Source organism: Serratia sp. MYb239 (genome assembly GCF_002966855.1).
In the GTDB taxonomy this organism is placed as follows: domain Bacteria; phylum Pseudomonadota; class Gammaproteobacteria; order Enterobacterales; family Enterobacteriaceae; genus Serratia_B; species Serratia_B rhizosphaerae.
Window position 1 is genome coordinate 3061527 of record NZ_CP023268.1, and the last position, 14065, is coordinate 3075591.

At 57.6% G+C, this 14065-nt stretch carries 16 protein-coding genes; 12 read left to right on the forward strand and 4 right to left on the reverse strand.

What is annotated here, in order from left to right; translation table 11 throughout:
- Positions 1–45: 45 nt before the first annotated feature.
- From CLM71_RS14790 to CLM71_RS14805, 4 genes are read right to left on the reverse strand one after another with little or no spacing between them, the layout of a single operon-like run.
- Entirely contained in the window at positions 46–843 is a 798-nt protein-coding gene (locus CLM71_RS14790; RefSeq protein WP_234008581.1) for a LamG domain-containing protein, read from the reverse strand.
- Entirely contained in the window at positions 794–3544 is a 2751-nt protein-coding gene (locus CLM71_RS24300; RefSeq protein WP_234008582.1) for a hypothetical protein, read from the reverse strand. Before CLM71_RS24300 ends, CLM71_RS14790 begins: the two co-directional genes overlap by 50 nt.
- Before the next feature lie 2 nt (positions 3545–3546).
- Positions 3547–4587, reverse strand: coding sequence for a phage portal protein (locus CLM71_RS14800; RefSeq protein ID WP_105231695.1), 1041 nt, complete (start codon positions 4585–4587; stop codon positions 3547–3549).
- Positions 4584–6389, reverse strand: a complete 1806-nt coding sequence (locus CLM71_RS14805) for a terminase large subunit domain-containing protein (protein ID WP_105231696.1) — start codon at positions 6387–6389, stop codon at positions 4584–4586. Before CLM71_RS14805 ends, CLM71_RS14800 begins: the two co-directional genes overlap by 4 nt.
- A 196-nt stretch (positions 6390–6585) precedes the next feature.
- On the opposite strand from CLM71_RS14805, the gene CLM71_RS14810 reads away from it, so the two are divergent.
- The 12 genes from CLM71_RS14810 (at position 6586) to CLM71_RS14870 (ending at position 14018) form a co-directional block, all read left to right on the forward strand.
- On the forward strand, positions 6586–7440 hold the full coding sequence (locus CLM71_RS14810; protein ID WP_158684821.1) for a GPO family capsid scaffolding protein: 855 nt from the start codon (positions 6586–6588) through the stop codon (positions 7438–7440).
- A 57-nt stretch (positions 7441–7497) separates the two neighbouring features.
- Positions 7498–8550 carry a phage major capsid protein, P2 family gene (locus tag CLM71_RS14815; protein WP_105231698.1) on the forward strand — a complete coding sequence of 351 codons (1053 nt, stop codon included), beginning with the start codon at positions 7498–7500 and terminating at the stop codon, positions 8548–8550.
- A gap of 2 nt (positions 8551–8552) precedes the next feature.
- A complete protein-coding gene (locus tag CLM71_RS14820) occupies positions 8553–9356 on the forward strand; it encodes a terminase endonuclease subunit (RefSeq protein WP_105231699.1) in 804 nt (267 codons plus the stop codon).
- Entirely contained in the window at positions 9353–9844 is a 492-nt protein-coding gene (locus tag CLM71_RS14825; RefSeq protein ID WP_234008583.1) for a head completion/stabilization protein, read from the forward strand. The genes CLM71_RS14820 and CLM71_RS14825 overlap by 4 nt, the downstream gene beginning before the upstream one ends.
- On the forward strand, positions 9841–10338 hold the full coding sequence (locus CLM71_RS14830) for a phage tail protein (RefSeq protein ID WP_105231700.1): 498 nt from the start codon (positions 9841–9843) through the stop codon (positions 10336–10338). Before CLM71_RS14825 ends, CLM71_RS14830 begins: the two co-directional genes overlap by 4 nt.
- Positions 10322–11035, forward strand: coding sequence for a phage virion morphogenesis protein (locus CLM71_RS14835; protein ID WP_105231701.1), 714 nt, complete (start codon positions 10322–10324; stop codon positions 11033–11035). The genes CLM71_RS14830 and CLM71_RS14835 overlap by 17 nt, the downstream gene beginning before the upstream one ends.
- Positions 11032–12156 (forward strand): DUF2586 domain-containing protein, encoded by a 1125-nt coding sequence (locus CLM71_RS14840; RefSeq protein WP_105231702.1) that lies wholly within the window; start codon positions 11032–11034, stop codon positions 12154–12156. The genes CLM71_RS14835 and CLM71_RS14840 overlap by 4 nt, the downstream gene beginning before the upstream one ends.
- A gap of 6 nt (positions 12157–12162) precedes the next feature.
- Complete coding sequence (locus tag CLM71_RS14845; protein ID WP_105231703.1) at positions 12163–12618, forward strand: phage protein; 456 nt, start codon at positions 12163–12165, stop codon at positions 12616–12618.
- 5 nt (positions 12619–12623) lie between these two features.
- The gene (locus CLM71_RS14850) at positions 12624–12923 is read left to right on the forward strand and encodes a phage holin family protein (protein WP_105231704.1); all 300 of its coding nucleotides are present in this window, start codon (positions 12624–12626) and stop codon (positions 12921–12923) included.
- Positions 12910–13251, forward strand: a complete 342-nt coding sequence (locus CLM71_RS14855) for a M15 family metallopeptidase (protein WP_105231705.1) — start codon at positions 12910–12912, stop codon at positions 13249–13251. The genes CLM71_RS14850 and CLM71_RS14855 overlap by 14 nt, the downstream gene beginning before the upstream one ends.
- A complete protein-coding gene (locus CLM71_RS14860; RefSeq protein WP_105231706.1) occupies positions 13251–13637 on the forward strand; it encodes a hypothetical protein in 387 nt (128 codons plus the stop codon). The genes CLM71_RS14855 and CLM71_RS14860 overlap by 1 nt, the downstream gene beginning before the upstream one ends.
- Positions 13638–13751: 114 nt before the next feature.
- Positions 13752–14018, forward strand: coding sequence for a putative phage tail assembly chaperone (locus CLM71_RS14870; protein WP_105231708.1), 267 nt, complete (start codon positions 13752–13754; stop codon positions 14016–14018).
- Positions 14019–14065: the final 47 nt, after the last annotated feature.

Below are 14065 nucleotides of genomic sequence, written 5' to 3' on the forward strand. Positions count from 1 at the left end.
TCGGCCGTTTGTCATAGTTTAACCGATCTGGAGGTCGTCAGCTATTTAGCGCAGCCCTCGATCGGCAAGGACTTCCAGCCCGACATCAATCATTGCCGTACGCTGTTCTACCGAGAACGCGCCATCGTAGACCGCAGTGAAGGCTACATCGCCATGCATAGACGACGTGGTCTTTCCTTCTGGCCCGCCGCCGATATGTAATGGGGTGCTGAGCGTCTGATCGGCGGCAATATTATCGCCCAGGTCACCGAACCGCAGCCCCAGCTCGCTGAACAACACGCTGGCTTTGCGGTTGACGGGGTCAAATGTGCCGGCGGCAACATACCATTTGTTCAGCTCCGGCTGTGCGACATCGCCGCCGCTGATATTGCGCACCTCACCCGACGGATAAGCAAAACCCATCAGGAGATCGCCGCTCCAGTACAGGTTAAACCCGTGCCCCTCGCCGGCCGTCTCATTGCGACAGCTGAAGATATTGGTATAGCGGTTCAGCGACGCGAAGCGAAAGGCGGTAAGAAACGACACCGCGCCCTGGCCTGGCTTGGTGAGCGTCGTGGCCGACGGTTTCGCCCCGCTCTCATAGTGCAGGCCCCAATAGTTGATTGTCGCCCCGCCCTGTTTAACCTCGAACCCGTTACCACTGTTGTCCAACGGGTTGAGCAGGTCAAGGCTGCCGATCGCCGGCAGCGGTGACAACGTCTGTAATTTAGACTGGATCGGCACATACATCCGGTTCCAGTCGTTGTAGCGAATGATTTTGTTTGCGAATAAACGAACGCCATTACCGGCCATATTATTTACCTTCAATATTAGGTGAGTGTTCTGGCGTGCCGCGGTTTTCATTTCCCACGCCTGCCAATGTTCCGTCATAGGTCGCCCCGGCTGCAGGGTCTAACCAGTCACAATTTGCGGTCCGCACATTGCTGCTGGTGAAGTAGGTTGCGCCAGTGGCATCAGGGTAAAGCTGGATATCCGCCCCAGTGATGCGGCAGCGGTTACCGGTATCGCCGACGTCGTAGCGCGCCAGTAATCCGCCGTGAATGTCGAACGTTGCCCGCGCGCCGGCGGCGTTGATGATCACCGGGTCGCAGTTAATCAGCGTCACCTTTGGCACCCACGCGTAAGGGCTTTGGCGGTACGTCGTGCCATCGACGGTTTTGTCCCAGTCCGTGGTTTTTCCTGGTAGGTACACCATCGGGCAGGCATTGGCGGCAATCACTGGGTTATTGATAACGCTGATAACGTTCTCGCCGATGATCCGCGCGTTTGTACCGTCCGGCCGCAGTTTCTGGCGGCTGCCGTAGGGGTTACTCGCCAGGTCTGCACCGATTCGGAAAACGGCCATTGCCGCATTCTTCTCTTCCGGCACGTTGATGGCGGTCATCCCGCGAATACTGACCAGCGACGGCAAATAGGTGCGGTTATAGGTGCTGTATCGTGAGCGGTACGCCCGGCAGAACGTGAACGCAAAGTTATCCGGCAGCGACGCCTGAGAGCCTTCCAGGTCGAACGTGATATTTTCGCCAGTAATGGTGTGTGGCGTTTTCGTCGTAACACCATAATTTACCGCGTCGCCGGAGTTCATCAGTACCACGTCAAACGACAGCACCCCCTTAGCCCAGGCTTTATCGATGTTACTGTCGAAACGGATCACCTGGTCACGCACGGTCAAATTACATTCGCAGTCACCGGCGTAATCTTCACGCATGGCAATCATGTAGCCCTGGCGATATTCCAGCGTGCCGCCTGCCTGCTCAACGGAATACTGAGTCACAACGAAGGTGTTGTCGTCAAACGTGTACTTGCCACCGCCCTGCAGGTAAATTTGCTTGCCTTTAAACAGCGTGCGGCTGATGTTCACGTCGTAGCCGAATGAATGGAAGTCGAACCGATTCATGACGGAGCGATCGATAAACAGACGTTTAACGCCGTGGTGTCCTTGGAACCCCCAGCCGTACAAGCCGTAATAGCCGGTGACGTGTGCCTCAATGCTGTTACGAAGGCAAATGGCATAAGCGCCGCCGACGTCGTTTGGCATGCATTCCGCCGTGGCATTGTTCAGCCGAATATCGCTGACGCCATAGGCACCGACCACGACGCGAGATTCAACGTTACCGCTCGCCCAGTTGCCCAGCACCAGATCATTCACCGTTACCATTGAGCGCTCAATCTCAATATTGACGAACTTCCGGCCGTTGCCAGCCTCGCAGAACGCCGGCGGCGTGAAGGTGAGCCAGGCGTTTTCCTTGGGCTGGATCCAGGCTTCAGAGATCGTGCCGGCCGGCGTGTTCTTCACCAGCTGGTCAGACAGCGCACCATTGCGGCCAATGCGCGAAAAATCGCGGAACTTTACCTGTGTGCGTGGGTTTACCTGGTTGCCGCCGCGGTACAGCTCCACAGCGGAAGATATGTAACCGAACAGGCCGCCGCGGTACGGATACAGCTTCGGCATCGGCAGGTATGCGCTGCCTTTTTTGATGTGCTGCGCATAGTTGGCATTGAGATCGGCCAGCTCGTCAGCAGTAAAATCGATGCGGCTTTTGCCCTGAATGCGATACATATACATCGGTTCCGGTGAGCCATCATCGACACCGTCAACCCGGCCCCAGCGCGTTTCGTTGGTGCCGCTACGGTTGCAGGTAACCACGGTGCAGCCGGCCAGGTTGCACGGCGTGCGGACAATCCACTCCGCGCCCACCCAGAGAAACGCCCCCGCGTTCTGCACCACGGGCAGGCCGTAGCGGTTGGCAAAGGCGTGACAGCGAGCGATCGCCTCGTCTGCTGGCACAATATCAGCCAGCAATGACTGTGCTGCAGCTTCCTCGCCGTTTCTCGACAGCTCGGCATACTGCTCATAAATCGCGTCGGGGATCCGCGGTGCGCCGAACATGTCATAACTCACATAGTCAGTTTGCCGAACCCAGCGCCGGCCGTCAGCGCCCACCAGAACGCCGCCGCCGTCGTCGTCATCCGTCAGGTCGGGATAGACAACAAAACGCCCGCCAATGCGCGCCCCGACGACATCGCGCGCGGTAGCGTCACCGGTGTAGTCGCGGATATCGTCATAGCCCGCCGCGGTATCGCCCGGCGTAATGCCACCGGCTTGCCCGCTACTGCCGCCACCCAGTCCTACGGTGCTGCCGTCTTCTTTCGCGCCGGCAACAACGACACCGTTAGCGGTATAAATCAGCCACACCCAGCCATCAGGGGCGTGATTATCAAACAATGAGCCGCCAAACTTCAGGCCATCATCGCCGGTCACCAGCTTGGCAACCATTTCAAACAGCGTCGCGCCGTCCTCTTCACGGATAACGAACGGCCGTACACCGTTGGCGGTCACCACCTCAAGGATGGCGTCAGGCGACAGTTGCATCGGGCCGGATTGCCGGAACAGGAAGTCGCACAGCATGCGCAGCGATGCGCTTTGCGTTTCGAAAACGTCGTCACTGACTACGCGTGAAAGCGGAAAAATGTCAGTGTTATTCAGCGCCGGCGCGCCGGGTAATTCACTAATACGTTTGGTTGGCAGCGATTCATCAGCCATTGTTATTCCCCTGCAGGTGTTGAAAGGTCGAATTTGATGTGTAAGCGCGCCGGCACTTCGGGATCAGCGGCAACGGCCTCACTGAGCATGCGTTGGACGGGGATCACTTCGTCTTTGCGGTAGGTTTCCCGTGCTTTGTCCGGGTCACCCAGGCCGGCGGTGTTCTGGGGGATGATGCCGGCCAGACCGGCCGGGAAGCGGTGAGACGTCAACACGTCCTGCGCACTGATGTTTTTCACGTTGCTAAACTCGTCTTTGGCGCTGATGTCCCCCACGGGGATAAATTTCACGCCCTCTTTGTCACCGCCGGGGATGTTAATAAACATGTTGCGGAAGTTACCCAGCCCCTTGGTGCTTTCGATCTTCTTCTTGATTTCCTGCTCCAGCTCGTCGGACAGGTTTTGATCGGTGGTGTAGAGAATGCCGCCAACGTGCGCGCCGTTGGCGTAGTAACGGCGACGAAAGACCGTGGCTTCACTGTTTAATAGCGCGCTGTTGATGCCGCCGATATAGTCGGGCAAACCATAAACTTGCTGCTGCGGATCGTATTGCTTCAGGAAGATGATTTCAGACTCCGGGTAAATCAGCGGCTGGCCCTTCTGCAAAATGACAAACTCACCCGTTTTGCGGCGCCGCAAATACATGGACGGCAGCGGAGCCAGGGCAACGACCTGCCCCCACCCGTTACGCACTTTCAGCAGCGGCGCATCACCGAACAGCAGCCAGTCAAACACCAGGCCGCCCAGTTGGTCGCGCGTCAGGCCGCCGCCCAGGTAATCAGACATCACCATGTTTTTTCGGGCGTAGATCACCCCATCGTGCTGCGCGTTGGCATTAGGCAATCGCGCCAGCGCCAGGCGGTTGATCGGCGGTGTCCAATAGTCATAGCTATCGTCATACCAAATTTCCTGATAGTCGGTGCCACTGGTCAGCACCAGTTCCGGCGGCCCGATGAAAATCGTGCTGCGGTCGCCAGGGATAGGAAGGCCAGCGCCGGCCGAATAGGCGTTAGTCTGCGCCGGTTTCTTTTTCTTTTTGCTCATGCTGCCGCCTGTGAGAATGCCCAGGTAGATTTACGCCGGGTATCAAAGTTGAGGGGTTCATTGATTGCCGCGTGGGAAATGGCAAAGAAAACGTCCGCGTGGCCGGTTTCGGCGCTGCGTTCGGCGACAAAGGTCAGTGCGTTGCCGCTTTTGGTGACGCTTTTGCGGATGGCCAGGAAGCTGCCGGCAATGCCGCGTTTTTCGGCATCCCACTCGATGCGGTCGCCTTCGACCAGGTCCACCATTTTCAAGACCAGCCGGGTTTTGCTTTCCGCGCTGTAGTGGATGTCGCGCACTTCACGCGGCGCGAACGACTGGACGCGCTCATAGACACCGCGGCCGATGCCGGTCACGTCGATGCCGATGTAGGTCATGCGGTAGCGCTGCATGATTTTTTTGATCTGCTCGGCCTGGTACTTGAAGCTAAGCCCCTGCCAGTGATGGGTTTCCAGCACGCGGAACCGTTCGCCGTCATACAGCGGCGGAGCCACTACGACAAACGTTGATGTATCGCCGCTGCGCGCCGGGTCAAAACCGCCCCACACTTCCCTATCACCAAACGGCCGCTTGGCTTTCGGGTTGAAGTCTTGCCAGGTGGCGGGATCCACTTCGCAGCGCGCCAACATGTCGAATTTGAAGACGCTGTCACCGCTATCAACAAAGATGCACATGTAAAGCAAGTTGAACGCGTCAACGCTGTGTTCGTTGCGTACCCGCTCAAGCGTGACATATTTGTCCAAACCGCCGGCGCAGGCGTCGACCAGCGTGACAACATACCGCCACTGGCCGTCAGGACACAGCCGCCCACCGTCGCGCAGCTCGTCAAAGTCCGGGAATTTGAGCGCCTGCCGCTTCTTGTCGCTGCCTTTCCATTCGTCGCCAGTCCAGAACGGGTAGCCGTCGTGCGTCTTGGCGCTGGGCGTAGAGAAGAACGTCCGCCGCCACTTGTCGTGTGTGGCGATCGCGCTGGTCACATCCTTGAATACCTGGAATTTCGGCACCCAGAAATATTCATCACAATAGAAATGTCCGGTTTCACCCTGCGCAGTGTTGGCGTTGGTTGACAGGAAAATCAGGCTTGCGCCGTTGCTGAGCGTGATCGGGTTGCCGGTCAGCGTGACGTCAAACATTTCACGGGCAAACTTGACGATATAGCGCCGGAAGATTTCAGCCTGGCGGCGAGACGCCGACACAAAAATCTGGTTGTCGCCAGTCAGCGCCGCGTCTTCCAGCGCTTCCCAGGAAAAATACCAGGTCGCGCCAATCTGACGGGATTTAAGCAGGTTGCGGATAGACTGATGCTTGTTGGCGCGTAGCGTCTTTTGATAGTCCAACAGCTGGTTATCGGCGAATTCGTCAAAGCGTTCTTTGGTCATGACGCTGACGTCATTCTTGCCGCCGCGCCGTTTGCCCTTCCGTCCGCCGGTATCATCGTCGCCGGCCGCAATAAAGCCGATGCTTCCGTCGCCACCACGCGACGCAGCAGCTGTCGCCGCTGCTAACTTTTCGGCGTGCTTATTGCGTTGAGCAATTAACTTGACGTGATGCTCGATCAGCCGGTCAAGCTCCTGCATTTCGAGATCGTTTTTCTTATCGCGATGGGTCAGCGTCCGGATCCGGCGCTGGATGCAATCCTCGATACTTTCTTCGACCAGTAATTCCGACCAGCCGTACTTCTCCGCCCAATGATAAACAATGCGGGCAGATGTTAATTTAAGTTCGGCGGCAATTTCTTTGGGTGTCCAGCTTTTTAAATAAAGCGAACGCGCCACCTTTCTGATTGATTCGGGATATATAGCCATGCATTGCATTATGCAGGGCAACTTATATGCGGGTGATAATTAATGTTCGGGTTTATTCGGCTAATGCCTTATATCCGAATATATCGGAAGTAAACTATTCGCCGCGCTTTATTTTATCCGTAATACTCGCCTTACATTTTATTTTTCAGCAGAACAATAACGGATAACACTCATGCCCCGCCCATCATCGCATTTAATGACAGACTGGATTTGCATTGCCACGGCTGGCGAAACCGTTGACGGGCGAGAGATCCCAGAAGCCTGGTTAACTGAAATGGCCGAAACCTATGACCCGGAGTTACACACCGCGCTCATTTGGCCTAACCACGAACGCTACTGGGGCAACTCCGGCGAAGTGTTGGCACTGCAGACCGGCAATGAAGACGGCATCACAAAACTGTATGCCAGGCTTTGCCCCAGCGACGATCTGATTTACACCAACCGCCGCGGTCAGTTGCTGTTTTCCTCTATTGAGCCGGAGCCTGATTTCCGCGGCACCGGCAAATGCTACCTGGAAGGCTTGGCGGTCACAGACTCGCCGGCCAGCGTCGGCACCACGCGTATTCGTTTCAGTGCTGATAAAGAAAAAAAATCTGTCTACGGCGCTCCGGTGCCGCTTGTCATCAATATGGTCACAGAACGGCCGGGAGATAAAGATATGTCTGGTGAAAAAAATTGGCGCACGCTGTTTGGCATGAAAGATCCTGAACCAACGCCAGAGCCAACGCCTGAACCAACGCCGGAGAATAAAAATAAATTCTCTGACGAAGCTATCGGCAAATTGGCGGAAGCCGTTGCATCACTGGAAAATCAATTCAGCCAAATGAGCGCAGACGTTGAGGCGGCTAAAAATTTGGCGAGCGAAGTCAGCGGTATTAAATCGCAATTTTCCGACATTAAAAAACTGTTGGAGTCGGAAGACGCCAAGCAGTTGTTTAGTTCTCTGCCTGATCTGCTGCCGAAGTTTAAAAAGCTGGATGAAACATTCAGCAAATTGCCAACAGCAAACCCCGGCGAAAAAGAAAACTCCGCCGCCGCGATGATCGTTTAAGCGTCGTCGTATCGATTACTACGCTGCTGACCGCGGCGGGAAAGAGGAAATTAAAGTATGTCACAACAATTATCGGTGTTGAGCGATAGCGCCCGCCAGGCGATGGACGCCTATTACAGCACGCTGTTTAAAAATCTCGGCCAGCCGGAAACCGCTGACCGCAACAAGTATTACGCAGTCACCCCGCCGATGGAAACCGCCATCCGCAAGGCGCTGCAGGAGTCGCTCGACTTCCTGCAGTTCATCACCATGAAAGACGTGGATCAGATGAGCGGCCAGGTTGTCGATGTGGGCGCGTCTCGCCTGCATACCGGCCGTTCTCAAAATGGACGCTTCCACCGCAATATCGGCGTTGACGGCAACACCTATACCCTGGCGAAAACCGACTCCGCGGTCGATCTGGACTGGGAAACCCTGTCGAACTGGGCGAACAGTGGCGACGCTGGCGAGTTCATGCAGCTGGTTAACGCGTTCACCATGCAAGCCTTCTCGCTGGATATCCTGCGCATCGGCTTCAACGGCACCAGCGTGGCCGCTACGACTAACCCGGACAAAAACCCGCTGGGCCAGGACGTGAACAAAGGCTGGCACCAGATTGCCAAAGAGTTCAACGGCGGTTCACAGATCATCACCGACCCGGTCACTATCGGCCCGAGCGGGGATTACAAATCACTGGACGCCGCGGCGTCAGACATCATCAACACCAAAATTCCGCAGGAATTCCGTAATGATCCACGCCTTACGATCATGGTTGGCGCTGACCTGGTTGCTGCTGAGCAATTCCGCCTGTACGGCAAAGCCGACAAGCCAACAGAAAAAATCGCCGCGCAGCTGCTGGCCGATTCCGTCGCTGGCCGTCGTTCTGCCATCCCGCCGTTTATGCCTGGCAAGCGCTTAGCGGTCACCATTCCGGCCAACCTGCAGGTATTGACCCAGCGCAACACGCGTCAGCGCAAGGTTGAGTTTGTCGAAGACCGCGCGCAGTACGAAAACAAGTACCTGCGCAATGAGGGATACGCCCTGGGCTATCGCGAGCTGTACGGCGCGATCGATGAGTCTGCCGTCACCATCGTGGGCGAGGAAGCCGTCACCCCACCGGCTGAGGGTTAACTATGAGCCTGTCTCCCGGTCTGCGGCACAACGCCCGGATTGCCGCCAAGCAAGCGTTAAGCCAGGGGCAGGCGCTCAGCGCCAACCCTGACAGCCTGCACATCCAGTTGCGCGAGCTGCAGCAGGACGTCGAACGGCTCCGCGCGCTGCCGACAATCCGTGACCGGGTAGACATGAAGCGCCGCAAGCTGCTGCCGAAGTGGCGGCCCACGGTGGAAAGCTACCTCAGCAGCGGCGAGCAATACACTAACCCGGTGTTTGGGTACTGCGTGATCTGGCTGTTCGACGTGGGCGACTTTGACCAGGCGCTGACGTGGGCAGACATTGCCATCGAGCAACATCAGCCCACGCCGGGCAACGTAAAACGCACCCTGTCGGCCTTTGTTGCTGACACGGTGCTGGCCTGGGCCGAGCAGGAAGCCGAAGCCGGCCACAGTGTAGAGCCGTATTTTTCCCGCGTGTTCGAGTGCGTGCGCGAAAAGTGGCGGCTTCACGAAGAGATTAACGCGAAGTGGTTTAAGTTCGCCGCCCTGCTGCTGCTGCGCGATAGCAACGGTCGGCCGCTGCCGTCTGCCATTGAAGACGCCAGCGTTTTGCAGGCGGCTGATGACCTACTGGCGCAGGCATATGCCTATCACCCACCTGTCGGGGTGAAAACACTACGCGAAAAAATAGAGATGCGCCTGCGGGCGCTGAATAAACGACTGCCGCACGGCGGAGTGGGCGCAGCGGAGGGCGATACCGGCGAGGTGTCTAGCGCCGTGGATGCTGGTCAGCCCGCTTCTTTAACTGGGGGTGAGGTGTGAGTTCACTCGGATTTAGCGGTAAGAGCCTGAGCTATCAGGACGTCGCCATCGAGCAAGGGCCGGGCAGCTTCTGGCCCGATCTGAACCTGGGCGAGTTTCAGCTACAGCGCAAAGTCCCGCCGCAGCTGCAGGGAGACACGGCGATCCAGGCGGTACTGTCCGCCATTGGCGACATTAACCGCCGGCTGAAGGCGTTCGAGGCTGACAAACGCGCGGAGGGTTACCAGAAAGCCGCTGACTTGCCAGGCGCACGCGTTGCGAGTGAAAACCAGACCACCGCGCAATACAAAAAGGCCGTTTATGCGATAGCGAAAGCCGACCTGCTGGGCGAAGTGACCAGCCTGAGCAGGCTGGGCACCGGTAACGCGCCGGAAGGCACCAGCAGCGACGTCGCCGAATCGTTCGCCCGTGGTGCGCTGCTGACCGAGGCCAGCCAGGCAGTGCGTGCCATCCTCGGTCTGGGCCGCGCAACGGTGTCACTGTCATGAGCCAGTTAAGCGAGCTGACAGCCTTTATTGATAACTGCTTGCCGCCACGGGTGAAAATCACCGCCAGCTGGATGGACAACCAGAAGCTGATCCCGGCGATGAAAAACATCGGCAAAGGACAGCGCCGCATCAGCATTACGACTTATGACGGCGTGCTGGAATGGGACAAGTTGCCGTATCGCGTGTTTGACCCGGCGATATTGCACGCCCTGGTCGCGGCCTGGCTGGAAGAGGGAGCCAACGAGCTACGCAGCGACTTGAACCTGTCCGAACCAGACATCGAGATAGAACCCTACGACGAAGAGACTGCGCTGATCACCATTACCGTGCCGCTGGTTGACGAGGTGTTCATCGTTCCAGACGAGGACGGGATCATCCCATTGGACGGCCAGAAATGGAGCGTCGTCAATGCGACTTACGACCATGCCGAACAGGCGGTCATTTTTGGGGCGGATGTTGAAGGGGCACCGGTAAAAGATGGCGACAATCGTTAACGGCGAACTGAGCAAAAGCCAGCTGCGCGCACTCAAGCAGGCACTAAGGGATGTCGATTTCCCCAAGGCCAAGCGGCAACGGCTGCTATGGCGTATTGCCAAGCGCGGCATTATCCCCGCGTCAAAGCGCCACGCACGCAATCAGCAAGCGCCAGACGGCAGCGCATGGGCACCCCGCAAGCACGGACGCCGCAAAATGCTGCGGCAACTGCCGAAGCTGCTGAAAGTACGCGATATGCCAGAGCGTGAAGCCGTCAGGATTTACCTGCATGGCGGCAATTACAGCAACGGCGCACGTCGTATGCCGGCCGGTGTTATCGGGGCCGTACACCAGGGCGGCGCACAGATCACCGTCAATGCGGCGAACTATCGGAACCAGCCCAGCCAGGAAGGCAAGACAGCTACACGCCGCCAGGCCAAGCGCCTGCGTGATCTGGGGTTCAAGGTGTGGTGGAACGGCAAATGGGTGAAGCCGGCGGTCAGTTACATCACTGCAGAAATGTCCATGAAACAGGCCGGCTATCTGATTAAAAAGCTGAGCCGCAAGGCCCGTAAAAACACATGGACGATCGACATCCCAAGCCGTGTATTCCTCGGCGTGAGTGATGATGACTTTAACAGGATCCTGGCCCGCCAGCTGCAAGGCATCGGGTTCGGCTGGGACATCAAAGCACAGGATATCAAGGGGAAACTATGACCTGGCCGAGTGTTGAAATTAACCAGCTGAACCAATACCAGGGCGCACCGACAGAAATTGAGCGCGTCGTTCTGTTCGTCGGCGTCGGAACGACCAACGCCGGGACGCTGCAGTCACTGAACAGCAGCACCAATCTGGATACGGTATTGGGTGATGCTGACAGCGTACTGAAAAGCAATATTGCCGCCGCCCGCCGCAATGCCGGCAGCAACTGGTTTGCTTACGTGGCGATTTTGGCCGCTGACGCCGCCGAAACCGCTAACTGGGTTGCTGCGGTACTGGACGCCCAGAAAACCGCCTCCGTTGAAGGTGTGGTGCTGTGCATCGACACCAACGATAAAGCAGACATTAACGCCGCGGTAACGCTGCGCACTGACCTGGTCAGCAAGTACAGCCGCTGGTGCTGGACGATCTTGTCAGTTGGCGGCCCGACTGCAGAAGAAACCTGGGCGCAGTACAGCACACGACTGGCAACGCTGCAAAATGGCATTGCCGGCCCCAGCGTCCAGCTGGTTCCGCGGCTGTGGGGGAATGAACCGGGCGTGCTGGCCGGCCGGCTGTGTAACCGTGCCGTGACCATTGCCGACAGCCCTGCCCGCGTGCGCACCGGCGCACTGGTTGACTTGGGCAGTGACGACCAGCCTGTCGATGGCGCCGGCGTCGCGTTGGATCTGTCTGTACTGCAGGCACTGAACGCGAACCGCTACAGCGTGCCGATGTGGTACGCCGACTATGACGGCGTTTATTGGTCTGACGGCCTGACGCTGGACGTCGAAGGCGGTGATTATGTCGTGATCGAGTATCTGCGCACCGTTGATAAAGCCGCGCGCCGCGTCCGTCTGCTGGCAATCCCCAAAATTGCCGACCGTTCGCTGAATTCGTCGGACAGCAGCATCGCCGCGCACCAGACCTACTTCAGCCGGCCACTGCGGGAGATGGCGATCTCTTCCCAGATTAACGGCGTGCAGTTCCCTGGCGAAGTGAAGCCACCACGCGACGGCGACGTCGTGATCACTTGGCTGAACAGCGTCAAGGTGCAAATTTTCATCACAGCCCGGCCGTATGCCAGCCCGAAAGAGATTGCGATCGGCATCCTGCTGGACACCAGCCTGACGGAGTAACGAACAATGAGTAAACGCATTTCAGGCATGAGCTTTGATTTCGACATGGGCGGAACCTCGATCCATGCCGAAAGTATCTCGCTGAACATCACCGACAACACCGCGGTAACAAAAACCCGCGGCGTGCCGGACGGCTACACCGACGGCGACGTCGAAGCGGACGGCGAGATCGAGCTGGACAGCAAAAACCTGATTGCCGCCCAGGACGCCGCGCGCAGTGCCGGCAGCTGGCGCGCGATTCCCCCCCAGGACTTTCTCTTCTATGCCAAGGCCGGCAACGAGGAAATGAAAGTCGAGGCGTTCGGCTGCAAGATTTCGATCTCTGACTTGCTGAACATCGACCCGACCAGCGCAGACAAGGCGAAACACAAAATCAAGTACATCGTCACGTCGCCAAACTTCGTACACATCAACGGTATTCCGTACCTGTCCGAAGAAGACACGCGCGATCTGCTGGGGTAACACGGATGCAAGAGCACGAAAAGAACATGCTGACGCTACTGCTGATCGGCGCAGTCATCGCCCTGGCGAAAATGCTGGTCAGCAATGACCCCATCACGCCGCGCCTGGTTGCCGGGCGCGTGATCCTGGGGTCGGCTGTGTCAATGATTGCCGGCGCGGCACTTATTCAGTTCCCCGACCTGCCCAACACCGCGATTAACGGTATTGGCTGTGCGCTGGGGATCCTGGGCTATCAATTTGTCGAGGGCTGGCTGCGCCGGCGCGGCAGCAAGTGGATGAAAGGTGAAAACAATGACGCTCAGTGAAAAACAGCAGCTGTTCACCAAGCTGATTGCGCAGCTGATTTTATGGGCTGACGAGAAAGGCATGCGCCTGACGTTCGGTGAAGCCTACCGCACGCCGGAACAGGCAGCGCTCAACGCCAAAAAAGGCAGTGGCATCAGCAACAGCTTGCACACCAAGCGCCTGGCCGTTGACCTGAACCTGTTTATTAACGGCCAGTATCAGACCAACAGCGCCGCGTATTTGCCGCTGGGCGAGTATTGGGAAAGCCTGGGCGGCAGCTGGGGCGGCCGTTTCAAAAGCCGGCCGGACGGCAATCATTTCAGCCTGGAACATGAGGGCGTTCGCTGATGAACCTGCCGCCGCCCTTCTTGCTGGCCGCGTTGCTTGCCGCGTTCGGCGGTGGCTGGCTGGTTGCCGGATGGCACCAGGACAGCCAGCAACTGGTTATCGAGAGAGCGGCAAGCGCCGGCGCGGAGAAATCCCGACGGTATACCGAACAGATGGCGGGCGAGTCGGCCCGCTTACTGGAAAGCAAGTTAGCGGAGTTGAGCGCCAATGAAACGCACACAGAGCGGGTCATCCGAACAGAAGTGGTTAAGCCGGTATTCAGTAATGTGTGCGCTACTGATGATTATGTCCGGCTGTTCAACGCCGCCTCCGGCCGCGCCGAACGTGCCCTATCAGGCGAACCTGTTGACGCGCTGCCCGACAACGCTACCCAGGCTAAACAGTAACACCGGTGCGGCGCTGACCGCCGCGCTGGAAGAGTACCGAAAAATTTACCCACCGTGCGCAGCCAGGCATAACCAGTTGGCTGATGAAATCGAACAAAGAGAAAGGGCAACAAAATGAGCGACAAACACACGATTGAACTGACCGTAAACGGCATTGATCTGGTCTTTGAGCCGAACGTCACCGCGTTTAATAAGTTCATCAACGAGATGAGCCTGGATAACAAGGTCGCCCCCGCGGTGAACTTCCTGCGCCGAATCATCAGTGCGGACAGCAAAGCCGCACTGGAAGATATCATCGCGCTGCCGGGTGCGGCGGTGAAACTGGCGGGCAAGGTGAACGAGATTTACTCGCCAGATCTGGAGATTGAAGTAAAAAACTAGCCCGCCGCGCGCAGGCCATTGACGACAACAACCTGGAACAGTTGTTG

Coding starts and splice junctions, on each gene's coding strand:
- CLM71_RS14790 (WP_234008581.1), bottom strand. CDS start 843: ATGAAAACCGCGGCACGCCAGAACACTCACCTAATATTGAAGGTAAAT.
- CLM71_RS24300 (WP_234008582.1), bottom strand. CDS start 3,544: ATGGCTGATGAATCGCTGCCAACCAAACGTATTAGTGAATTACCCGGC.
- CLM71_RS14800 (WP_105231695.1), bottom strand. CDS start 4,587: ATGAGCAAAAAGAAAAAGAAACCGGCGCAGACTAACGCCTATTCGGCC.
- CLM71_RS14805 (WP_105231696.1), bottom strand. CDS start 6,389: ATGGCTATATATCCCGAATCAATCAGAAAGGTGGCGCGTTCGCTTTAT.
- CLM71_RS14810 (WP_158684821.1), top strand. CDS start 6,586: ATGACAGACTGGATTTGCATTGCCACGGCTGGCGAAACCGTTGACGGG.
- CLM71_RS14815 (WP_105231698.1), top strand. CDS start 7,498: ATGTCACAACAATTATCGGTGTTGAGCGATAGCGCCCGCCAGGCGATG.
- CLM71_RS14820 (WP_105231699.1), top strand. CDS start 8,553: ATGAGCCTGTCTCCCGGTCTGCGGCACAACGCCCGGATTGCCGCCAAG.
- CLM71_RS14830 (WP_105231700.1), top strand. CDS start 9,841: ATGAGCCAGTTAAGCGAGCTGACAGCCTTTATTGATAACTGCTTGCCG.
- CLM71_RS14835 (WP_105231701.1), top strand. CDS start 10,322: ATGGCGACAATCGTTAACGGCGAACTGAGCAAAAGCCAGCTGCGCGCA.
- CLM71_RS14840 (WP_105231702.1), top strand. CDS start 11,032: ATGACCTGGCCGAGTGTTGAAATTAACCAGCTGAACCAATACCAGGGC.
- CLM71_RS14845 (WP_105231703.1), top strand. CDS start 12,163: ATGAGTAAACGCATTTCAGGCATGAGCTTTGATTTCGACATGGGCGGA.
- CLM71_RS14850 (WP_105231704.1), top strand. CDS start 12,624: ATGCAAGAGCACGAAAAGAACATGCTGACGCTACTGCTGATCGGCGCA.
- CLM71_RS14855 (WP_105231705.1), top strand. CDS start 12,910: ATGACGCTCAGTGAAAAACAGCAGCTGTTCACCAAGCTGATTGCGCAG.
- CLM71_RS14860 (WP_105231706.1), top strand. CDS start 13,251: ATGAACCTGCCGCCGCCCTTCTTGCTGGCCGCGTTGCTTGCCGCGTTC.
- CLM71_RS14870 (WP_105231708.1), top strand. CDS start 13,752: ATGAGCGACAAACACACGATTGAACTGACCGTAAACGGCATTGATCTG.